Origin of the sequence: Bacteroides uniformis (assembly GCF_025147485.1) — a bacterium.
Taxonomy (GTDB): domain Bacteria; phylum Bacteroidota; class Bacteroidia; order Bacteroidales; family Bacteroidaceae; genus Bacteroides; species Bacteroides uniformis.
Genome location: NZ_CP102263.1, coordinates 494,805 through 517,034, shown reverse-complemented (window position 1 = coordinate 517,034; position 22,230 = coordinate 494,805). Strand labels below are relative to the sequence as shown.

The following is a 22,230-nucleotide window of genomic DNA, read 5'->3' as shown; positions in this document are numbered from 1 at the left end:
ATGTGACTATGGATGCCCTGATTAAGAATGAAATAAAATCATAATTAAGATGAAGAAACTGAATATAAAATGGATGCTTTCGTTGATAGCAGCTTTTACTTTTGCCTCCTGCGATACTGATGTCGATCATGATATCCCAGCAGTGGATACACCGGTATTGGTGTCTACTACTCCTGAAAGTGGAGCAGCCAAAGTGAAAACGGGAGAAATCACTATTGAGGTGAAATATGACAAGAATATATTCTTTGCAACAGACAATCTGAGCGAAATCAAGTTTACCGGTGGTGAACTGATAAGTGCCGATGTACTTGGCGCAAGCAATATACTGACTGTAAAAGTGAATGTTCCCGGGAGAGAGACGGCTTGTTCTCTCTCTATCCCCGAGGGAATAGTAACCGGACCGAACCAGATGCCTGCTCCGGCTGTATCGGTTCAGTTCTCTACTGTCGCTTTGGACAAGGCACTGGTTGCCGCTAGTTCGGCCAAAGCTGTGAAACTGTACAATTATCTATTGGATAACTTCGAGACGAAGACACTTTCAGCTATGATGGCCAATGTTGCCTGGAATACGGAAATGTCCGAAAAGGTGTATGGATGGACTGGAAAATATCCGGCTATCAACTGTTTCGACTATGTTCATCTGCCGGCATCTGTAGCTGGAGCAGACTGGATTAATTACGGTGACATTACTCCTGTTAAGGATTGGTCTGACAAAGGTGGCATCGTAGCTGCCATGTGGCATTGGAATGTACCCAAGAAAGCTGTAGGCGAAGCTTCTTCTACCCAAATATGGGAAGGAGAGACAGTAATGCCGGGTGATTGGAGTGGAAATGTACAGATGACGGATGATGCTGCAAAAGCTGTCTTTGCTGATGCACAAGTGGGTCAGGTGATACGCGTGGCTGTGAAGGATGTGGCAGCGGGTGCACAAGGTTCGTTCAAAAACAGTGGTTGGAGCGAGATTGCTTCAGGAACTGATTATTTTGACATATCCGGGGACTATACATTGGTGATTACCGAAGATGTTTTGAAATCCCTGCAAGAAGGTGGTCTCATCATTGGTGGACATGATTATACAGCAGTTGCTGTTTATCTTGAAAATAACGGTACAGCTCTCGACCCGAATAAGGATTATGCCTTTTATAAGGCAGATACGGAGTTTGATGCTACCAATGCCACAGTGGAAGGCACTTGGGAAAACAAGGTGTTTACCGAAGATTTGAAAAATGCTGCCGCTTACTTGAAGCTATTGAGAGATGCGGATATTCCGGTATTGTGGCGTCCATTCCACGAGGCAGCCGGTGGCTGGTTCTGGTGGGGTAAGGATGCTGCCAGCTTTAAATCTCTGTGGATTGCTATGTTCAATTACTTCAAGACTGAAGGATTGGATAATCTTATCTGGGTTTGGACTACCGAGGGCAATGATGCCGATTGGTATCCGGGAGATCAATATGTAGACATCGTGGGACGTGATGTTTATAATAAGGAAACTGCAGATTGTGTTTCAGAATATACTTCCATTGCCGAAAATTATGGAAACAAGATTGTTTCGCTGAGTGAATGTGGTACGGTCGGACTTATTTCCGAACAATGGGCATCTGGTGCACGTTGGAGTTGGTTCATGCCGTGGTATGACGGGACAAATGAGGATGGTAGCCCGGTAGTCCATGCTGATGAAGCATGGTGGAAGGATGCTATGAGCCAGGAATTTGTTGTTTCCCGTGAAGAGCTTCCTTCTATGGAATAGCAATTTTTAATAATAAAATAGAAAGGGTTGTCTCTGGTTAGTATCGGGGCAACCCTTTCTGTCTTTTATAGCTTTTAGTTGTTGGTTATAGAATTCATGCTTTATACTTTTTAGGAAAAATAGTAATGGATGTTAAATGAGTGTCGTTATTTGATAAAATAGTATTATAAGGTTTGCTGCTAAAAGTCTACTTTTGTCAAGCCTAATTAAAATTTGATAATAATCATATAATGTTTAACCGCTAATGAAATGAAAAATGCCTATGAGAAAGGAGTGATATGTATACCAACCACTTTATAGAATAAGGTATATTTAATTTTTCCTCAAAAAGAGAAGTTTAACCTTATATTAAACGGTAGATGCCGCCAGGCAATACCAATTCATTAATCTAAGAAAAATACAAGTATGAATTTAAATTTCAGAAGAACCGCGCTGCTCGTGGGTATCTGTTCGGCTGTCAGCCTGACTTATACTCCGCAACTTTTCGCCGCATCGGTCGATGCAATAGATGCTGTGCAGCAAGCAAAAAAAATCACAGGTACTGTAACAGATGCAATGGGACCGGTCATCGGTGCCAATGTATTGGAGAAAGGAACCACAAATGGTGTCATTACCGACATTGACGGTAATTTCACATTGAATGTTCAGCCGGGAGCAACGATTGTTGTGTCTTTTATCGGTTATCAGCCGCAAGAAATAGTGGTAGGTAACCAGACTAGTTTCAAGATTCAGCTAAAGGAAGATACGGAATTGTTGGATGAAGTAGTCGTAGTGGGTTACGGTGTACAGAAGAAGAAACTGGTGACAGGTGCTACGGTTGAGGTAAAAGGCGAAGACATCGCAAAATTAAATACTACGCAGGCATTGGGCGCTTTACAAAGCCAGTCTCCGGGTGTAAATATTCAGGCCGTTTCCGGTCAGCCGGGTGATGGGTTTAAAATTAATATTCGTGGTGCTGGTACTAACGGAAATACAGCTCCAGTTTACGTTATTGATGGTGTAGCCGGTGGCGATATTAACGCCTTGAATCCTGCCGATATTGAACGTATTGACGTGTTGAAAGATGCTGCATCTTGTGCAATTTACGGTTCGAGCGGTGCCAACGGTGTTATCCTTATTACTACGAAGCAGGGTAAGGTAGGAAAGGTTTCTGTATCTTATGATGGAAACATAGGTTGGGCAAATATATATAAGATGCCTGATATGTTGAATGCCAAAGAATATATGGCGGTAATGGATCAAGTGGCCTATAATAATGGAGGCCAACCGTATGATTGGTCAAAATTCGTAGATGCTGATTTGCTGACTGCTTATCAGAATGGTACCAATCCTGGTACAGATTGGGTAAAAGAATTCCGGAATAAAAATGCTGTGGTTACTAATCATGCGTTGAATGTAACAGGTGGTTCTGAATTCTCCAAATTTTCGACAGGTATAGGCTATCAGTATCAGGATGGTGCATTCGGTGGTCCGGTGAAGACTGACTATCGTCGTTTTACTTTCCGCATTAATTCTGAGCATGTGATATATCGTAAGGGAGATGTGGATGTGATAAAGTTTGGTGAGAATATATATTATCAGCACAAACAGAATCAAGGTGTGCAGTTAGGTAATCAATATTCGAATGACCTTTCTAATGCTTTGCGTGCTATTCCTCTGATTCCTGTATATAATGAAAATGGTGATTTCTTCATGTATGATGATTTGAAGAATTTTGGAACGAGTGCTAATGGTATACTTGATTATACTGCATATGCTTCTAATCCGATGGCTCACATGGTATATAATCAGGCTGGGAATAATAAGAATAAGAATTTTAATCTGAACACAGCGGCATATCTGGAAGTACAACCACTTAAGAATCTTATTTATAAAGGTCAGGTTAGTTACAAACAATGGTCAAGTTCATGGCGTTCATATCTTCCCGTTTACCAAATTAATAATCAGGGAGATAGCCGTGATAAAGACCAAACGATAAATAACGTGTCTTTGGGTTGGAACTGGAGTTTGACTAATACGTTGAGTTATCGGTTTGATATTACAGACTTACATCATTTTGATGTTTTGGCTGGTACAGAGTATTCTAAATCAAGACCAACTTATGGCGAATCAGTAGAGGCAACCGGTTATAATAGTGCTTTTGGTGACTTTACACATGCTTATTTGCATAATACAGAACGTAAAGCTACTGCTACAGTAAATGGTTATCCCTCGGATTATGGTTCTAAGATGTCTTATTTTGGACGTTTGAATTATGACTTTAAGGAAACTTATATGTTTTCTGCTATCATTCGTGCCGATGGCTCGTCTAAGTTTGCGAAAGGCAATCAATGGGGATATTTCCCATCATTCTCTGCTGGTTGGGTTATTTCAAACGAGGCTTTTATGAAGAATACTGCTTCTTGGCTTGGTTTCTTGAAAGTCCGTGCTGGTTGGGGACAGAATGGTAATGACAATATCCCTAATTCAAATTGGCGTGCCGGTTACGAGTTTGGCGATTATGGTCTTTATACATTTGGCTCGGATAAGAATGGAGGTACAACCGGAGCTTACCCGAATCGTTTGGCTAACCCCGATTTGACATGGGAAACTTCAGAACAGACCAATATCGGTATTGATGCCCGTTTCTTGGATAACCGTCTGAGTTTTACCATGGACTGGTATAGCAAGCAGACGAAAGACTTGTTAGTGGAAGTGGGTACCAATGCGGCTTCCGGTTTCGCTACTCAATATCAAAATGCTGGTACGGTAAAGAATACTGGCCTTGAACTTTCAATGGGCTGGAGAGATCAGATTGGTAAGGAGTTCAAGTATGGGGTGAATGTCAATATGGCCTATAATAAGAATGAAGTAACGGAGGTTAATAACGCCAATCATTTTATTGAAGGCGGTAATGATTTGTTGGCTCAAAGTACGGGTCGGTTTGTCCGTATGGAAGAAGGACATCCTATTGGCTATTTTTATGGTTATAAGACGGATGGTGTCATTCAGAACCAGAATGACTTGCAGGCATATCTTGACCAGAATTGTAAAGGAAATGCGGCAAACTCTAAGCAAGGTGCAAGTATTAAACCGGGTGATTTGAAGTTTGTGGATGTTGATGGAAATGGGGTGATTAATGATGACGATAAGACTGATTTGGGTAATCCTCATCCTGACGTGACAATGGGTCTTACGTTAAGTGCGGAATATAAAGGATTTGATTTCTCTGTAACAACCTATGGCGCTTTTGGTGCACAGGTAGCTCGCTCTTGGCGAAAGTTCTCAGATGGACAGTATGAAAACTATACGACAGAAGTTTACGATTACTGGCATGGCGAAGGAACCTCAAACAGATATCCGCTGCTTGCGCCGGGAAATAGTGGACAGAATTTCCAGGCCATTTCAGATATTTATATTGATGATGCCGACTATGTTCGCATTCAAAATCTGACTATAGGATACGATTTCAAGAGAATTTGGAAGAACTGTCCGTTCCAGCAACTTCGTGTGTATGCTGCTGCACAGAATCTATTTACTTTTACCGGTTATAAAGGGATGGATCCGGAGAATGGTAGAGCCCTCAATGACAAAGAACCGTGGGTAACCGGTGTTGATGTAGGTAACTATCCTCAACCTCGTACTTATATGGTAGGTGTTAATGTTAAATTCTAAAATTGATACACGATGAAAAAAATAGCATATTTAATAGGTGCAGCTTTGATGATAGCAGGAATGTTTGCTTCTTGTAGCTTGGACTCGATGAGTCTGACGGAAAAAGATACGACCAATTTTCCTAAAACGGCTGAAGATGCCAATCAGGCTTTAGCTGCCATATATCAGAACCTGAATAATGTCAATGCTTTTCCACAGCAGTCTTTCTTGTATAATTCTCTGCTGGCTTGCGATGATATGTTGGGTGGTGGTGGTCCCAATGATAAGTTGATGCAATCTTTGGACCTTATTTGTAATACGGGTACAAATGCTACGCAGGACTACTGGGTGGCTCGCTATCAAGGAATCAACCGTGCCAATACGTTGTTGGAGGCTCTTGCTGGTATTGAAATGGATCCGGAAGTAAGAGCGCAGGCTGAGGGCGAAGCCAAGTTCCTTCGTGCTTTTTATTACTACGAGTTGGCTTCCATGTATGGGCGCGTACCTTTGGTGATTACTGCTTTGTTGCCCGAAGATACTACTCCTCCGACTGCCGCTGTTATCTGGGGGCAGATTCTGCAGGATCTTCGCGATGCGGCTGCAAATATGCCGGCTGTTCGCAAGTCGGATGGGCATGTTGATAAATATACGGCTGAAGCTATGTTAGGACGTGCTTGGTTGTATTATACTGGTATGTATGGCAATGGTGAAACTCTGAACGATTTGGTTAGTACGAACTATAGTCCGTTGACTTCAGTTGATTTGCCTGATGGGACAACTTTGACCAAGCAGGATGTGGTTGGGTATATTGATGATTGTGTGAATAATTCTGGTTATAGTCTTGTTCCTGAGTTTCGTAATTTGTGGGCATATACCAATAAATGTACGGTAGAAGATTTTCCGTTTACTGCCGGTCAGGGATTGAAGTGGGTAGAAGATGATGCAGCGGTAAATCCCGAATCCATGTTTGCCATTAAATATAATAAACTTGCATCTTGGAGCACTACTATCGGTTATGGTAACGGTTATGCTCTGCATTTTGGTGTACGTGGCAATGATCAGGCCAATTCTTTCCCCTTCGGACAAGGATGGGGTGCCGGTCCTGTAGCTCCCAATTTTTATAATGATTGGAGTGTGGCAGAACAAGATGATGCCCGTCGTCCGGCCTCCGTATTCAAGACGGAGGATATGCCGAGTTATAATAAAGGTGGTGGTGACGGCTTTATCCAAGAAACGGATTATTATCAGATGAAAATAGGTTCTATCATGGCTTATAGTACGGATGCGGCTGGAAATAAAACGATTGAGCCGGTATTTGAGAAGATAATGTATGGTGCCGACGGCTGGATTAATGATAATCTGATGCAAACCGGTTCTATTCATGATTTGGTTTTGATTCGTTTTGCGGATGTATTGTTGATGCAGTCTGAATTGAAGGAAGATGTTTCCGGTATAAACAGAGTGCGTAGTCGTGCCGGACTTGAACCTATTGGTACATATTCGTTGGCTGCATTGCAGAATGAACGCCGTTGGGAATTATGTTTTGAAGGTACTCGCTGGAACGATATTCGCCGTTGGCATATTGCTGCCGATGCCCTTGAAAGACAGACGGGAGCAAAGGTTTATACAAATGGGGCTGAAAGCCGTAATGTGGCGCAGAACGGTGGTTATGCCGCACGTTATAAGGCTACGGCAGGTTTCCAGAAGATTCCCGAAAACCAAGTCCTCCTGAATGAAGGAAAGGTAGAACAAAATGAGGGTTATACGGATGCAAGTGCTGAGTATAATGGTTGGCAAGAATAGAATATGAATTTAAAATGAAAAAAGATATGAAAAAGATATTATTCGCAATACCTTTGTTTGCAATGCTGCTGGTGGCTTGCGATCCGATAGTGGATGAAATCAGTCCGGATCCCAATGTCACACCGGAAAATCTTACTTTTGAACTTGTGGCCAAGAACCAGGGAAACAACAACATTCAGATTGTTCCTACTCCGTCACGTTATGTGAAGGTTTATGATGCTACGTCTGATATCAAGTTGGCAGAAGGTACGGCTCCGTCGGTTCAAGTAGCTCCTCCTAATAAAGAATTGCAAGTATATGTAACAACCATTAATTCGGACGGCTCCATAACAAAATCGGCTTCCAAATCAATAGCAGTAACGGAGTATACAGATCTTCCCGCTATTTATGCTGATGTATTCGGCACAACTCCGGACGGTGGTTATGGAACAACCACTTGGGTCTGGAATACAGAAGCTGCAGACGGTTGTTGGGGTAATGGAGGTTATCTCGGCAATACCGGCCCCGGTTGGTGGATTTGTGATGCTGTGGGAGATGTCGGAAACGGTAGAGGGCAAATTGATGAACAAGCTGTAGGAAAAGGATTGCCTGATGATGGATTAAATGGTTGGTTCTCACTTAGTTTGACTGGTGTTCAGACAAGTCGTGGTGAAAGTGGTTCTGTCAAGGTGTCAGAAGATGTGGTGCAATCCGGTTGGGATGTAGGTACTATGGAGTTCTCTGGTACTATTCCATTGTTAGGTATACAGCCGAATCAAGGAAATGCACGTCAGTATGAGTATCATATTTTGAAGATTACAGAAGATGAACTTCGTCTTTGTGCTCCTGAACCCGGTGCTGGCGCTTGGGGTACGGCATGGTTCTGGAACTTCAAGAAAAAATAGTTAATATTGAAAGGTACGGGTGGGTAACGACCACTCGTATACTTTTATTACTAATTAAAAAAATGCAACAATGAAACGAACTTTCTTTTTGATATTACTGTTCTTCTGTGCTCTTTTTGTTAAAGCGGATGTTTTGGGACCGTATACAATGGATAGTAATGTACCTCCCACACCAACCGGATATGCTCGGGTTGTACTTCCGATAGGAGGTGCTGACGCTTCGGTAGCCGTAAGCATAACTGTTTGTGACGAAAGTGGTCAACAGTATGTTTTGAGAACTACTACCCCAAATGCTGCTCCATATTGTTATTTCTTGGCTTATGGCGTTTACCGCGTGGTCGCTTTAGAGGATTGTACAGCACAATCTAATTGGGGCGCACTTACGGTTGGTACAATTTTCGAAGTGACAGGAGGTGGCTATATTTCTTTAAATTATATAGGAACAATCTCTACTCCAAGTATTGTTCAAGCATCGGGTACTGATGATAATGTTCCTCCTTCCAAAGTAGGTTACAATATAATGAAAGTGTATGGAATAGAGACAAACGGCGGTGGGGTGTTGGTTGATTCTGACAAAAAAGAATATGGTATCTTTAATTATACCGGACATATAGGCGGTGCTCATTACTTTTACATTAAGCCAGGCACATACACTATAAAATCTTTGAGTGCTACCAATGGAAATTATATTTATTTGGAGTATGGAAATGTTAGACAACCGCTTTCTGCTGGTAGGACTTTCACAGTTCCTGCGTCATTCTTCTCCATTGTGTTTTCTAAAAAGGCACTTTAAGAATAATCTATAAATGAATTATTCAACTCAAAGCAGTTGTCGTTACCCCCCCGACTTTATTAGTCGCCCGTAACATCGGATAATTGTAAATGCATTAACCGAATAGTACAATTGTTTAATGGTTAAATCAGGAAAAGGCGAGTCGTGAGATTCGCCTTTTCGCATTCATTCTCTATTGCCTTTCCGGATGCAATTCACATTCCTTTTTGTATTACCCCTGATTTCAGGGCGCAGAATGTTTCTTTTTATCCCTGCATCTCCTTCACCTCCTTCTCCCATCCTCCTGTTCATTGGCTTTCCCGGTGAAACCGCTTTCCACCCTCATCGCCCCGCCTTTGCATCGCGCGACACGCCGTAGTATCCCGGCATGGCCCGGTAGATGGGTTGCGTGGGCTTCCCCACATTCTTCAGCTTGCCCTCTTGCTGCAACCGTTTCAGGTGGACGTTCGCGGTGGTGCGCGCCATGCCGCAGAGCGCTTGGAAGTCACTGCGAATCAGCACGTCGTGGTCGGCAAAGTATTCTTTCAGCTTCATGTCTATCTCCACTTCCGAAAGCTTCAGGGAGTGGCGGGTGTATTTACTGCGGATGGCATTGACTCCCGTCATCGCTTGTTTCAGCCTGACGTCGGGACGGAAGCTGATGCTTTTCAGCCGGAGTTTCAGGTGCTTGTTCGGGGTGCTGCGGGTCACTTTCTGTGTGGCTTCCAGGGTGGGGGCGAAGTAGCCCAGCCCTTCGATGTGCACCTCGTGGCCGTCGCGCAGTTCTTCGCCGCAAATTTGCGCCAGGCAGTCTATCGCGTTCATCACGTCGCCCACCGTGAGCGAGCTGCGGGCATGCACGCGGTTGTAGAGCTGCCGCATGGTTACTTTCCCGTTGAGCAACGGGCGGGGATGGAGGCCTCTCTCTTCAGGGGCTTCCTCATTAGTGCCCGGATTCTCGTACCAGTCATATAGTATTGCCATATCAATAGGTTTTAGTGCGTTCAACATACTTGTTTCTTCCCTCGGAAGTGTCTTCCTGTAAGTGAACGACTCCGGTCGGCCGAACGAATAACCCGGGTCGTTCGATTGAACGACCTAAGTCAGTCGATTGGACGACCCGGGGCGTTCACTTATAAAGAACCGTGCAAAGGTACTGAAAATAAAGGGTTCCGAAGCATAAATAAGTATGTTTGTCGGCAGGAATGATTTTTGAAGAATAAGCGGAGAATGGTTTGCAAAACGCCCTCGGCAGGCAGTAACTTTGGCGAAGAGGCGAGAGGAAAGAAAGGATGATTCCCTTCCTCGAAACCTCCCAATAATCATTTTAATAAAAAATATTTATGAAGAAAAAACTGATGACTTTGCAGCAACACCGGCTCTTGAAGGAAGCGGGACAACTGATAGCCTTTTCCGAAAGGCTGAAACACGCACAAAAAGAAACGACCGACCGAAACTGGAAGGAGCGGGAAGAGCAGCGCCGCCGGAGCGCGAAAGCCGCAAGCACCGTGACTGCACTGAGCGGCGACATCGAGGAGTTCCTCACTTCGCGCTACGACTTTCGCTATAATCTGCTGACGGATGAAACCGAGTTCCGCCCCGCCGGACAACGCTCTGCCGCCTTCACCCCCGTGGGCAAGCGCGAGTTGAACACTTTCTGCATCGAAGCCCATGCCGAAGGTATTCCTTGCTGGGACAAGGACTTGAACCGATACGTCTATTCCACTTACATCCCTGCCTACCATCCCTTCCTGCTCTACATGGACGAACTGCCCGATTGGGACGGCAAGGACCGGCTGACTGCGCTTGCCTGCCGCGTCTCTTCTCGGCCTCACTGGGTGCGGGGATTCCATACCTGGATGCTGGGACTTGCCTCGCAATGGATGGGCGTGTCCGGACTGCATGCCAACAGCGTGGCTCCCGTTCTCGTCAGCCGCGAGCAGGGACGACGGAAATCCAGCTTTTGTCGCGCCTTGATGCCTGACGTGCTGACGCGTTACTACGCCGACAACCTGAAACTGACCTCGCAGGGACAAGCTGAGAGAATGCTGGCGGAAATGGGGCTGCTCAATATGGACGAGTTCGACAAGTATGCCGACAACAAAATGCCCTTACTGAAAAATCTGATGCAGATGTCGGTGCTCAACATCCGCAAGGCCTATCAGCAGAACTTCAGGCAACTGCCCCGTATCGCCTCGTTCATCGGCACCAGCAACCGGTTCGACCTGCTGACCGACCCCACCGGGAGCCGGCGCTTCCTCTGCATCGAGGTGAAGCACAATATTGACTGCATAGGCATAGAGCACGACCAGATTTTTGCCCAACTGAAAGCGGAACTCATTGCCGGGCGGCGCAACTGGTTCACCAAGCCGGAGGAGGAGGAACTGCAATGGCATAACGAGGCTTTCTATCGTGTCAGCCTTGTGGAGGAGGCGGTTCACAGCTTGTTTCGTACCCCGCTTCCGGCAGAGAAGAGCTTCGACCTGACTGCCGCCGACATCTTTGATGAGTTACAAAAAACGCATCCCGCCTTGATGCGTGGCAGCAATCCCATGCAGTTCGGTTCGGTGCTGCTGCGGGTGGGACTGAAACGCCGGCATACGAAGTACGGCAATGTATATGAGGTGGTGAGAAGGAAGAAAGAAGTTTCACCGGAAAGGGTTGAACGATAGGGAAATAATGCGAAAGGTGAAGGGGTGAAGGAAGAGAAAGCCGGTTTATAGTCTCATTACGGATTGACATAGATTCCTATTAATTCAGGTTGTAGATGCCGATGGGATAAATATTTTCGCTCATAATAACTGTATATTTTATAGATTTCTATAAAAGTAACTTTTTTATAAGAACAAAACAAGCGAAAGTTGCGATTTTCACTACTCCTTGTCGGATAAAAAACTTATCTTTGCGATTGAAACAATCTCTTGTTAATGATATGAAATACACATCATACTCTTATCCTTCAGGCAGGGCGGAAGTGGCTGCATTTGTTGTGACCGGCGGAGTGACGGAATACCATGTGATGATACATGCCACTGACCCGAAACAGACCTATCGTGAACAGATGAATGTCGTGTTGGATGCGTATGCCGCTTTACTGAAAAAAGAACTGTCCGGAGCCGTGGCGGTTTTTAAAAGATACTTCCTGAGTGATGCCGCCAACCAAGCGGAACTGTTGCTTGCCGCTACGGCGGAAAGCTCCGATTGCGCGCTGTCTGTGGTGGAACAGCCTCCGCTGGATGGCACCAAGATTGCTTTGTGGGCCTATCTGCAGACCGATGTGCAGACACGAGTGCTGCCGAACGGACTGTATGAAGTGAAACACGGTGCTTACCGCCAGCTCTGGATGGGAGGCAGCTTCAATCGTGCCGCCAATTCGGAATACCAGATGCGTCTTTTGCTCAACGACTATGCCATGCAACTGATGGAGGAAGGGTGTACTCTGGCCGACAATTGCCTGCGTACCTGGATATTTGTGCAGAATGTGGATTGCAATTATGCCGGTGTAGTCAAGGCACGCAATGAGATGTTCGTCACCCAGAACCTGACGGAGAACACGCACTATATTGCCAGTACCGGTATCGGTGGGCGTCATGCCGATCCGAAAGCATTGGTGATGCTTGACGCTTTTGCTGTAGCGGGATTAAAGCCCGGACAAATCAAATATCTCTATGCCCGCACACATCTGAACCCCACTTATGAGTATGGAGTCAGTTTCGAACGGGGAACGGCGGTGGATTACGACGACCGTCGGCAAGTACTCATTTCCGGTACGGCGAGTATCAACAACCGTGGGGAAGTGATGTATGCCGGAGATGTACGCCGTCAGACAGAACGGATGTGGGAGAATGTGGAGGCTCTGCTGAAGGAAGCTGACTGCGGCTTTGGAGATGTAGGGCATATCATTGTCTATCTGCGTGATATTGCGGATTATGCTGTAGTGAAAGAGATGTTTGACAAGCGTTTTCCCGATACGCCGAGAGTGATTACGCTGGCTCCCGTCTGTCGCCCGGGGTGGCTGGTGGAAATGGAGTGTATGGCGGTGAAGAAAATCTCTGATTAAAAATATTATCTTTGGTTAATTGAATATTAGGCTGACAGTTGGTAAACGCCTACCTTTGTTGAAATTCTAATGTATAAGGATGAAAACACGTATCTTGCTTTTCTGTATCAGTTGCCTTCTTTGGGCAAGTTGTGGAAATTCCGGACAGAATTATGTGATTGAAGGAACGTTGCCGTCGGTGAAATACGACGGGGAATGGATATACCTCGTGCCGATGGAGAATGCGCCGGGGCGGGTGGATTCTGTAAAGATAACCAATGCCTCTTTTTCTTTTTCCGGACAAGGGGAGGAGATGAGGGTGTTGCGTCTGCGCCATCTGCTGCGTATCTACATCCAGGAACTGCTGGTGGTGACGGAGCCGGGAACCATACATGTGAAGGCCGACTCTGTCGGTTCGGTAACGGGCACTCCGCAAAATGATGCCCTTCAGAAATGGAAAGAGGGGAGGGAAAAGAAGCAAGAGGCTTACCATTTTATCCGGACGGGACTACGGAATGCCACCGGAAAAGATTCACTGCATCTGATACGGATACGTGACAGTCTGAGGATGCAGGAGCAGGAAACGAACTTTCTGTTTTTGAAAGAGCAGGGAAACAATACGTTGGGGACATTCATGCGGAAGATGGTGCGTGGCTCCTTGACGGAAGAACAACAAAAACTGTTGGATGAAAGCTTGCAGAAGGAAATACATTGAATGGGGAGCGGCAGGAATCGGTGCTTTGGCGTTGTTTCTTTTTTTCTTCCGGATATTGCCCTATCATCTGTTCCATCGGGAGCAGACACAGCTCTTTTTGCTTGCCACCGAACCATTGGCCGGGTATCTGCGGCATCCGGCGGCTCTGGCACGTCTGTCAGGAGATTTCCTCACTCAATTCTTTTATTACGAAGGGGGTGGCCCGACCATAATGGCTGTCGTGCTGTTGCTTTGGGGAGTGGTGGTGTTTCGTTTGTTGGCTCCGTACATGGGACGTTGGGCGTGGATTCCTACGGTGTTGGCGGTGGCTTGGGAGGCAGGAAGGCAATGCGGATTGAGTTATCCGCTTTCCGGCACAATCGCTTTAACCGGTATCGGAGGTGTTTTGTTGTTGTGCCGTAGCTGCATGCGACGTTCGTGGAAGTCGGGCTTACCGGTAAGCATATTGGCGGTATTGTCCGGCTATTGGCTGTTTGGCTGTGGCGATTGGTCGTCACGATGGTACAATATGCCCGATTTAGGGCGGGAATATCTTTTGGCGTTGGATTCGGAAATGTATTTCGGCCGTTCGGAAAAAGTACGGAAACTGTTGGTGGAGGGTGAATACCGCTCTCCGTTCACTGCCTATTATTATAATTTGCTGAATGCACAGCAGAACCGGCTTCCCGACCGGCTGATGGATGGTTATCAACCGGCTTCGCAAGGGCTGTTTCTGCCTGTGGCTCCCCATTCTACCTACCTCACTATTTATGCAGCCAATGAAGTCTGGTTTGCGTTGGGAGATATGACGATGGCTGAACATGCCGCCATTCTGGGAATGATTTTTTCTCCGCACCACACCGGGGCAAGAGCTGTCAAGCGTTTGGCGGAAATCAACCTGGTGAACGGTGATGAGGCGGCGGCTATGAAATATCTTCGTCTCCTGCAAAAGACAATGTGTTACCGTGATTGGGCAGAACGACGTATTCCCGGAAAACAGACGGCCGAAGTCTGCCAATGGCTGGAACGGAAGCGGTTGTTGTTGCCTGCAACGGATACTTTGCGTTCTTCTGCCGACATTCCGCTTTCACTTCGTCATCTGTTGCGTAACAATCCTGATAATACGTTGGCATGCGATTACCTTCTCTGCTTTGATTTGCTGAATAAGGATATTGGGGCTTTCGCCGGAGATTATCGGGAGTTTGCTGCAAAGAAGTTTCCTTCCAGATTGTATGCCGAAGGTTTACTTATCTATCTTGCCGGGAAAAAGGCTTCGTTGGATGAAGTGGAAAAATGGAATATACCGCCTCAAGTATTGGATGAATTTGGCGATTATACCCGACTGTACGAGGCGAATGGTGGTAATGGTGCCCCTTTGCAAGCCAAATACGGAAAAACATATTGGTTTTATTTCCACTATGCTACGATGAAAAAGGGGAAGTGATTTATGATGAACATAGATATGAAATATATACAAGTTGTTGTGGGGCTGTTACTGTGCTACTGCCTATATGCTTGCAGTCCCCGTCCGGAGTCTGTACAGCCTGCAGACCGGTTATTGATGCTCTATCCGGAATATCAGGATGTAACCATTCCCTACAATGTGGCTCCTTTGAATTTCCTTGTGCGGAATGAAGGGGTGGATGCGGTATGCGTGAGTGTAAAGGGAGCATCGGACAGCTTGGAGATAAATGCGCGCGGGAACAAGGCGATATTCCCCTTGAAAGCTTGGCGTGCATTGCTTGAAGCGGAGAAGGAACATACTTTGGAAGTAACTGTTACTGCCCGTACCGACGGCCGCTGGCTGCGCTATCCTTCCTTTGCATGGCAGGTAGTGGCGGACAAGCTTGACGCCTATGTCAGTTACCGTCTGATAGAGCCCGGTTATGAGGTATGGAATACCTTGCAGATACGTGAACGTTGTATTGAGAATTTCGAAGAGCGTATTTTGGCGGATAACAGTCAGACAGACGGCAAGTGCATGAACTGTCATGTGCACGGAGGAAATAGTGGCAACCTTTCGATGTTCCATCTTCGGGGTGAGGGAGGGGGGACTGTCCTGAACCGTGACGGCAAGCTCCGTAAGCTTGCCTTGAAGAATGAACAGATGATATCTGCGGCTGTCTACGGGGATTTCCATCCTGACGGGCGGTATGGTGTGTTCTCGTCTAATGTGATTATTCCCATGTTCCATACGGAAAGTAACCGCCGTCTGGAAGTTTACGATACCGTCTCCGATTTGGCTGTCGCCGATTTTGACGGAAACCGGATGATTCTATCTCCGCTTACGGCGGATTCCACCGTATTGGAAACTTTTCCCACATTCTCTGCCGATGGGAAATGGATATATTACTGCTCAGCTCCGACTGTGCCATTGCCGGACAGCGTACAGCAATTACGCTATTCGCTTTGCCGCATTGCGTTCGATGCCAATCACGGCGCATGGGGTGACCGCGTGGATACCCTTTGGAATGCCCGGCTGGAGAAAGGCTCCGTGTGTCATCCGAAAGCCTCACCGGACGGACGCTACCTGCTTTATACCGTTGCTGATTATGGAACATTCCCCATTTGGCACCGGGAGACGGAATTGCAGCTGATGGATTTGCAGACGGGCGCCATCGACTCCCTGCCAATGGTCAACTCCAGCCGTTCGGACACTTATCACAGTTGGTCGTCAGGCAGCCGTTGGTTTGCCTTTGCCAGCAAGCGGGGTGACGGGCAGTACGGGCGGGTTTATTTTGCCTATCTGGATGCTGAAGGGAAGGCGCATAAGCCTTTTGTGCTACCCCAGTCGGACCCTGAAAAAGACGATTTGACATTGAAATCCTACAATATTCCCGATTTGTCGGCTACTCCCGTTCCTTTTGATGCTTCTTCCATCAAGCGGATAAACCGGCAACTGAAGGCTGAGGAATTCAAATGACAAGACATACAGAGAGTACCAAATTGTAAATAATAAATTGTAAATAGTAAATGTTCTTATTTCTGAAAAAGACTTGGAAGATAGGGTTGTCGATACTTTTTGGCGTAGCGGTGCTTCTCTTTTGGGGAAGCGTATATCCGGCCCATATTTCCTATCAGGAGCAGTTCCAGCTTTTCTTGTTCGATGCCGACTACTGGTGGGAACGGATAGTGGTTCCCGGTGGGTTGGCCGATTATATCGCTGAGTATCTGACGCAGTTCTATTATCACGTGTGGGCGGGAGCTTGTATTCTGGCTTTTTTGTACGTGTTGTTGCAACGGTTGGTTTGGAAACTGGCGAAGGAGCAGGGTGCGGCTGATGTGTATTATCCGCTGAGTTTTCTGCCCATCATTGTCTTGTGGCATTTCATGGGTGATGAAAATGCGATGCTGTCATTGGTGGTGGCTCTGCTGTTAGCATTGTCTGCATCCTGCTGGTATGCGGATTTGAAAGGGAAGTGGCAGCGTGTGGCATACATTCTGATAGTCCTTCCGCTGCTTTACTGGACAGCGGGTGCGGCACACTTCATCTTTATGGGCTGGGTGATTGTACGCGAGTTCCGGTTGAATCTTAAAGGTAAGAATTTCTGGGGTGGTGTCGGAGTGTTCTGGGGTGTAGGATTGTGGGGTATCGGTTGTCCGCTATTGGCAAGCATGTGGGTACAATTCCCCATTTACCGTCTGATGGGTGGTATAGGATATTACCGTTTCCCGGCAGTGATTCCCTGGATAGAGATAGGGCTTGCCGTATTACTGGTTGTTCTCCCCTTCCTGCTGTCCGCTTTGCCCGCTTTGAAGAAGAAGCCGGTATTTTATGGAGTTCTGCAAGTGGTGGCGGTAACATTGTTCGGCTATTACTACGTGGCGGCCGGTTGCGATATGGATAAAGAGGAAGCGATGGAGTATGACCAGCTGGTACGTAATAAACAATGGCAGGAGATTATAGAAAAGGCAGAAGAGAAGTCACCGGTTTCACCTTTCGGCGTGACCTGCCTGAATCTTGCTTTGGGAAAGACGGGACAGATGGGCGACCGTATGTTCGAGTTTTACCAGAACGGGACGGAAGGGCTGCTGCCGGAGTTTCAGCGTGATTTTACTTCTCCGTTGCCCACCAGTGAGGCATACTATCATTTGGGTATGGTCAATACGGCACAGCGTTTCACTTTTGAGGCGATGGAGGCCATACCTAACTTCAACAAGAGTGGCCGTTGCTTCAAGCGTCTGGCAGAGACGAACCTGATAAACGGGCAATACGAAGTGGCAGCCAAGTACCTGCGTTTGTTGAGGAAGACAATCTTCTACAGGGATTGGGCAGAGGATGCCATGACCTATCTGTATAATGAGGAAAAAATCAATGCCCACAAGGAGTGGGGTTGGTTAAGGCAGATACGCTATACGGAAGACTTCTTGTTCAGCAGCCAGGAAACGGACATCATGCTGGGGCTGCTTTACCAGCACAACCACCGGAACCGGATGGCATTTGAGTATATGCTGGCCTATGTCCTGCAGCAACGTGATTTGGAACGTTTCATGAAGTACTATCCGCTGGGTAAGCATGCCGGCTACGACCATATTCCCCGCAGCTATCAAGAGGCGTTGATATATGTATGGACACAGACGCACAAGAACTTCCAGGGTATGCCGTGGAGCATTTCGCCCCAAGTGGTGCGGGATGTAACGGAATTTGCGCGGATATATACCTCGCAGCAGAATGCCCGGCAGATGTTGGAGGCGCGTTTCGGCAGTACATACTGGAATTATTTGCTACTAAGAAAGTAAAATGAAAAAGATGAAGAATATAGCTGTTTGCATAATGGCTGCATGGTGGTTTGCCGCTTGCGGCAATCCGGTGACTTCCCCGGAAAGGGTGGATGAATGGCCGGATATCTATCCCGACTATATCGGTGTGACTATTCCTGCAACCATTGCTCCTATGAATTTCAATTGTATTGGTGGAGCGTACGAACGTGTGGATGTGACCGTGACCGGAGGAAAGTCCGGAGAGATGCACGTAAATGATAAAATAGTATCATTTCCGCAAGATGCATGGCAAGAGCTTTTGGAGGAGAACAAGGGTGATAGCCTTCTGTTTACGGTATGTATCCGGAAAGACGGCGAGTGGAAACAGTACCGCTCTTTTCCCATGTATGTCAGTCCGTATCCTATAGATTATGGGGTGGTATACCGCAAGCTGGCTCCCGGATATGAAGTTTATAGCAAGATGGGCATTTATGAGCGTGACCTTGCTTCGTTCGAGGAGCGTCCCTTGCTGGAGAATACCATGGTGCCGGGCATGTGCCTGAATTGTCATGCTTTCAACAAAACAAATCCGGACCATCTGAGCCTGCATATCCGTGGAAAGAACGGAGGGACCTTGATGCAGATAGACGGGAAGCGCGAAATGCTGGATACGAAAACGGATTCCACTCTCTCTGCGGGGGTGTACCCTTATTGGCATCCAAACGGCAAATATATTGCCTATTCTGTCAACAATACGCGCCAGTCTTTCCATGCGGTGAAGGATGAGCGTGTGGAAGTGCTCGACTTGGAATCGGATGTACTGGTCTATCATCCCGAGACACATGAATTACTGCTCTCTCCCTTGCTTCAGAAGAAGGAAGTCTTCGAAACCTTTCCAGTATTTTCACCGGACGGACGCAAACTGTATTTCTGTACTGCGGAGGCCAAGCCGATACCGGCGGAATATAAGGAAATACGTTATAGCTTGTGTAGTATAGATTTCAATCCGGAAGACGGGACATTTGGCGAAAAGATAGATACGCTGGTCAATGCGGCAGCTATGAAGAAAAGCATCTCCTTCCCGAGGCCCTCGTACGATGGCGAGTATATCATGTTTACTTTGTCGGATTACGGGAATTTCTCAATTTGGCATAAAGAAGCCGATTTATGGCTGTTGGATTTGAAGGATGGCGGTATGCGTCCCATAAAGGAGGTGAACAGCGATGATACGGAAAGTTTCCATAACTGGAGCAGCAACTCCCGATGGTTTGTGTTCAGTAGCCGCAGGGGAGATGGGCTTTATACCCGTCTGTATCTGGCAAGTATGGATGAGAATGGGGTGGTGGGCAAGCCTTTCCTGCTTCCTCAGGAAAATCCTTGGGAGTATTACGACCGTCTGGTCTACTCGTACAATGTTCCCGATTTTACAAGCGAACCGGTGAAGCTGGAACGCCGGAAAGTGGAACGGGGAATTGTCTCGCGGAAGCGCGTTCCGGTGAAAGTTAGATGATACGTTTTTTATATTCTGCTTTTTAATACAGTAAAGGGATAAAATTGTATCATTTTCTCTTGGTGCAATCCGCTATCTTTGTGCCAGGAATTAGTGTTACCAATAACAATACCAGATTGAAAAACATGGATATGAGAAAAGTAAAATTTGCTATGATGATTCTGGCGGCAAGTCTGTTGACCGCCTGCGGTTCTTCCAAGAAAGAACAGAGTGTGAATGAAGAGACGGCTGCTGCGCGTACGCAGGAAACGGAGAACTTACTGGCTAACTTGAAAAAAATCCCTTCCAAAGGTATCATGCTCGGCCATCATGACGATACGGTATATGGTATCGGCTGGGAAGGTGAGGAAGGCCGTTCGGATGTGAAAAGCGTGTGTGGCGACTATCCGGCTGTTATCAGCTTTGATTTGGGAGAGCTGGAACTTGGGAATGCCGCCAATCTGGATAAGGTTCCCTTCGATAAAATCAGGAAAGAGATAATCAATCAGTATCAGCGGGGCGGCATGGTTTCGCTCAGTTGGCATGCGCGCAATCCCAAGACGGGCGGTGATGCCTGGGATGTATCGGATACGACGGTGGTGAAGTCCATCTTGCCTGGTGGCGAGAATCACCAGAAATTTGCCGGCTGGTTGGGAGGAGTGGCCGATTTCCTTCATTCGTTGAAGACGGCGGACGGCGTGAAGATACCCGTACTTTTCCGTCCCTGGCACGAACACAGCGGCAGCTGGTTCTGGTGGGGCGAAAAACTGTGTACCCCTGAAGAGTATAAGGCATTGTGGCACATGACAGTGGATACTCTGCAGGCCAAAGGAGTGGACAATGCACTTTATGCTTACTCTCCGGGCACGGAACCCAAGGACACGACGGAATATTTGAAGAAGTATCCGGGCGATGAGTTGATAGACGTTATCGGTTTCGATACCTATCAGTTCGATCGGGATGCCTATCTTGCCGGGATGGATAGGGCACTTTCCATTATCGACAGTGTAGGGAAAGCACACAATAAGGTGATTGCTGTGACCGAAACCGGTTACGAAGGAATTCCCGATGCCAAATGGTGGACTGGTACTCTGCTGCCTGCGTTGGAGAAATATCCGCTTGCCTATGTGCTGGTGTGGCGCAATGCCCGTGAAAAGGTGACCCATTACTATGCCCCCTATCCGGGACAGACATCTGCGGAGGATTTTGTGGAGTTCTATAACAATCCCAAGACGCTGTTTGCAGCTGATGTAAATCTGTATCAATAAACAAACAATCAATATAACAGACATGGAAGCTTTTAAAGAAAAGGTAGAGAGGCTCTTTCAGAGACACGAAGAGTTGATTACGAGAAAGAATGTGGCCGTGGAAGACGGCAATGGCATATTCACCCGCTATAAATATCCGGTAGTGACGGCTGCTCATACACCTGTATTCTGGCGGTATGATTTGGATGAGAAGTCCAACCCGTACCTGATGGAACGTATCGGTATGAATGCGACCATGAATTCGGGGGCCATTAAGTGGAATGGCAAGTATCTGATGGTGGTACGTGTAGAGGGCGCTGACCGTAAGTCGTTCTTTGCCGTAGCCGAGAGTCCCAACGGCATTGATAATTTCCGGTTCTGGGATTATCCCATCACCATGCCCGAAGACGCGATTCCGGCAACGAATGTATACGACATGCGCCTCACGGCTCATGAGGACGGCTGGATTTACGGTATCTTCTGCGCCGAACGCCACGACGACAATGCGCCTGCCGGTGATTTGTCCTCGGCTACGGCTACAGCTGCCATTGCCCGCACCAAGGATTTAAAGAACTGGGAACGCCTGCCCGACCTGAAGACCAAGAGCCAGCAACGCAACGTAGTGCTGCACCCGGAGTTTGTAGATGGCAAATATGCCCTCTATACCCGTCCGCAGGATGGCTTTATTGATGCCGGCAGCGGTGGTGGTATCGGCTGGGCGCTGGTGGACGACATAACCCATGCTGAGGTGAAGGAAGAGAAGATTATCGACCAGCGCTACTATCACACCATCAAGGAGGTGAAGAATGGTGAAGGTCCGCATCCCATCAAGACTCCGAAAGGATGGTTGCATCTGGCTCATGGTGTCCGCGGTTGTGCCGCCGGATTGCGTTATGTGCTCTATATGTACATGACTTCCCTGGAAGACCCGACGAAACTGATTGCCACTCCCGGTGGGGCCTTTATGGTACCCGAGGGTGAGGAGCGTATAGGTGACGTAAGCAATGTACTTTTCACCAACGGCTGGATTGCCGACGAAGACGGAACAGTATTCATCTACTACGCTTCTTCCGACACGCGGATGCATGTGGCTACCTCTACCATTGATAAGCTGGTGGACTATTGCATGAATACGCCTGCTGACGGCTTGTCTTCATCAGCTTCGGTAGAAACGTTGAAGAAGCTGATAGACAAGAATTTGCAGATAATGAAATAATAAAA

15 protein-coding genes are annotated in these 22,230 nt (G+C 47.0%); 14 read left to right on the top strand and 1 reads right to left on the bottom strand.

Annotated elements, in window-relative coordinates:
* Positions 1–49 precede the first annotated feature (49 nt).
* The 5 genes from NQ510_RS02065 (at position 50) to NQ510_RS02045 (ending at position 8,860) form a co-directional block, all read left to right on the top strand.
* A complete protein-coding gene (locus NQ510_RS02065; RefSeq protein WP_005825012.1) occupies positions 50–1,747 on the top strand; it encodes a glycosyl hydrolase in 1,698 nt (565 codons plus the stop codon).
* A gap of 405 nt (positions 1,748–2,152) precedes the next feature.
* On the top strand, positions 2,153–5,401 hold the full coding sequence (locus NQ510_RS02060; protein ID WP_005825009.1) for a SusC/RagA family TonB-linked outer membrane protein: 3,249 nt from the start codon (positions 2,153–2,155) through the stop codon (positions 5,399–5,401).
* Positions 5,402–5,413: 12 nt separating this feature from the next.
* Complete coding sequence (locus tag NQ510_RS02055) at positions 5,414–7,183, top strand: RagB/SusD family nutrient uptake outer membrane protein (RefSeq protein WP_005825008.1); 1,770 nt, start codon at positions 5,414–5,416, stop codon at positions 7,181–7,183.
* 26 nt (positions 7,184–7,209) lie between these two features.
* Complete coding sequence (locus tag NQ510_RS02050; protein ID WP_005834823.1) at positions 7,210–8,067, top strand: hypothetical protein; 858 nt, start codon at positions 7,210–7,212, stop codon at positions 8,065–8,067.
* Positions 8,068–8,137: 70 nt separating this feature from the next.
* Complete coding sequence (locus NQ510_RS02045) at positions 8,138–8,860, top strand: hypothetical protein (protein WP_005825006.1); 723 nt, start codon at positions 8,138–8,140, stop codon at positions 8,858–8,860.
* 321 nt (positions 8,861–9,181) lie between these two features.
* Here NQ510_RS02045 and NQ510_RS02040 read toward each other — a convergent pair whose 3' ends face one another.
* Positions 9,182–9,823 (bottom strand): HU family DNA-binding protein, encoded by a 642-nt coding sequence (locus NQ510_RS02040; RefSeq protein WP_005834825.1) that lies wholly within the window; start codon positions 9,821–9,823, stop codon positions 9,182–9,184.
* 359 nt (positions 9,824–10,182) lie between these two features.
* On the opposite strand from NQ510_RS02040, the gene NQ510_RS02035 reads away from it, so the two are divergent.
* The 9 genes from NQ510_RS02035 to NQ510_RS01995 all read left to right on the top strand — a co-directional run bounded on the left by NQ510_RS02035 (position 10,183) and on the right by NQ510_RS01995 (position 22,225).
* On the top strand, positions 10,183–11,511 hold the full coding sequence (locus NQ510_RS02035; protein WP_005825002.1) for a VapE domain-containing protein: 1,329 nt from the start codon (positions 10,183–10,185) through the stop codon (positions 11,509–11,511).
* A 260-nt stretch (positions 11,512–11,771) separates the two neighbouring features.
* The gene (locus NQ510_RS02030) at positions 11,772–12,899 is read left to right on the top strand and encodes a Rid family hydrolase (protein ID WP_005825000.1); all 1,128 of its coding nucleotides are present in this window, start codon (positions 11,772–11,774) and stop codon (positions 12,897–12,899) included.
* 79 nt (positions 12,900–12,978) lie between these two features.
* Positions 12,979–13,593, top strand: a complete 615-nt coding sequence (locus NQ510_RS02025) for a DUF4369 domain-containing protein (RefSeq protein WP_005824998.1) — start codon at positions 12,979–12,981, stop codon at positions 13,591–13,593.
* Positions 13,565–15,016, top strand: a complete 1,452-nt coding sequence (locus tag NQ510_RS02020) for a DUF6057 family protein (RefSeq protein ID WP_005824997.1) — start codon at positions 13,565–13,567, stop codon at positions 15,014–15,016. Before NQ510_RS02025 ends, NQ510_RS02020 begins: the two co-directional genes overlap by 29 nt.
* Before the next feature lie 3 nt (positions 15,017–15,019).
* Positions 15,020–16,495, top strand: a complete 1,476-nt coding sequence (locus tag NQ510_RS02015) for a TolB family protein (RefSeq protein WP_005824996.1) — start codon at positions 15,020–15,022, stop codon at positions 16,493–16,495.
* A 50-nt stretch (positions 16,496–16,545) separates the two neighbouring features.
* A complete protein-coding gene (locus tag NQ510_RS02010; protein ID WP_005824995.1) occupies positions 16,546–18,312 on the top strand; it encodes a DUF6057 family protein in 1,767 nt (588 codons plus the stop codon).
* Positions 18,313–18,322: 10 nt separating this feature from the next.
* Positions 18,323–19,783, top strand: coding sequence for a TolB family protein (locus NQ510_RS02005; RefSeq protein ID WP_005834841.1), 1,461 nt, complete (start codon positions 18,323–18,325; stop codon positions 19,781–19,783).
* A 131-nt stretch (positions 19,784–19,914) separates the two neighbouring features.
* Positions 19,915–21,030 carry a glycoside hydrolase family 26 protein gene (locus NQ510_RS02000; protein WP_005834842.1) on the top strand — a complete coding sequence of 372 codons (1,116 nt, stop codon included), beginning with the start codon at positions 19,915–19,917 and terminating at the stop codon, positions 21,028–21,030.
* Positions 21,031–21,052: 22 nt separating this feature from the next.
* On the top strand, positions 21,053–22,225 hold the full coding sequence (locus NQ510_RS01995; protein WP_005824991.1) for a glycoside hydrolase family 130 protein: 1,173 nt from the start codon (positions 21,053–21,055) through the stop codon (positions 22,223–22,225).
* Positions 22,226–22,230 lie beyond the last annotated feature (5 nt).

What these genes read in the sequence shown, in the direction of transcription:
- NQ510_RS02065 (WP_005825012.1), top strand. Translation starts at nt 50, where the DNA reads ATGAAGAAACTGAATATAAAATGGATGCTTTCGTTGATAGCAGCTTTT.
- NQ510_RS02060 (WP_005825009.1), top strand. Translation starts at nt 2,153, where the DNA reads ATGAATTTAAATTTCAGAAGAACCGCGCTGCTCGTGGGTATCTGTTCG.
- NQ510_RS02055 (WP_005825008.1), top strand. Translation starts at nt 5,414, where the DNA reads ATGAAAAAAATAGCATATTTAATAGGTGCAGCTTTGATGATAGCAGGA.
- NQ510_RS02050 (WP_005834823.1), top strand. Translation starts at nt 7,210, where the DNA reads ATGAAAAAGATATTATTCGCAATACCTTTGTTTGCAATGCTGCTGGTG.
- NQ510_RS02045 (WP_005825006.1), top strand. Translation starts at nt 8,138, where the DNA reads ATGAAACGAACTTTCTTTTTGATATTACTGTTCTTCTGTGCTCTTTTT.
- NQ510_RS02040 (WP_005834825.1), bottom strand. Translation starts at nt 9,823, where the DNA reads ATGGCAATACTATATGACTGGTACGAGAATCCGGGCACTAATGAGGAA.
- NQ510_RS02035 (WP_005825002.1), top strand. Translation starts at nt 10,183, where the DNA reads ATGAAGAAAAAACTGATGACTTTGCAGCAACACCGGCTCTTGAAGGAA.
- NQ510_RS02030 (WP_005825000.1), top strand. Translation starts at nt 11,772, where the DNA reads ATGAAATACACATCATACTCTTATCCTTCAGGCAGGGCGGAAGTGGCT.
- NQ510_RS02025 (WP_005824998.1), top strand. Translation starts at nt 12,979, where the DNA reads ATGAAAACACGTATCTTGCTTTTCTGTATCAGTTGCCTTCTTTGGGCA.
- NQ510_RS02020 (WP_005824997.1), top strand. Translation starts at nt 13,565, where the DNA reads ATGAAAGCTTGCAGAAGGAAATACATTGAATGGGGAGCGGCAGGAATC.
- NQ510_RS02015 (WP_005824996.1), top strand. Translation starts at nt 15,020, where the DNA reads ATGATGAACATAGATATGAAATATATACAAGTTGTTGTGGGGCTGTTA.
- NQ510_RS02010 (WP_005824995.1), top strand. Translation starts at nt 16,546, where the DNA reads ATGTTCTTATTTCTGAAAAAGACTTGGAAGATAGGGTTGTCGATACTT.
- NQ510_RS02005 (WP_005834841.1), top strand. Translation starts at nt 18,323, where the DNA reads ATGAAGAATATAGCTGTTTGCATAATGGCTGCATGGTGGTTTGCCGCT.
- NQ510_RS02000 (WP_005834842.1), top strand. Translation starts at nt 19,915, where the DNA reads ATGAGAAAAGTAAAATTTGCTATGATGATTCTGGCGGCAAGTCTGTTG.
- NQ510_RS01995 (WP_005824991.1), top strand. Translation starts at nt 21,053, where the DNA reads ATGGAAGCTTTTAAAGAAAAGGTAGAGAGGCTCTTTCAGAGACACGAA.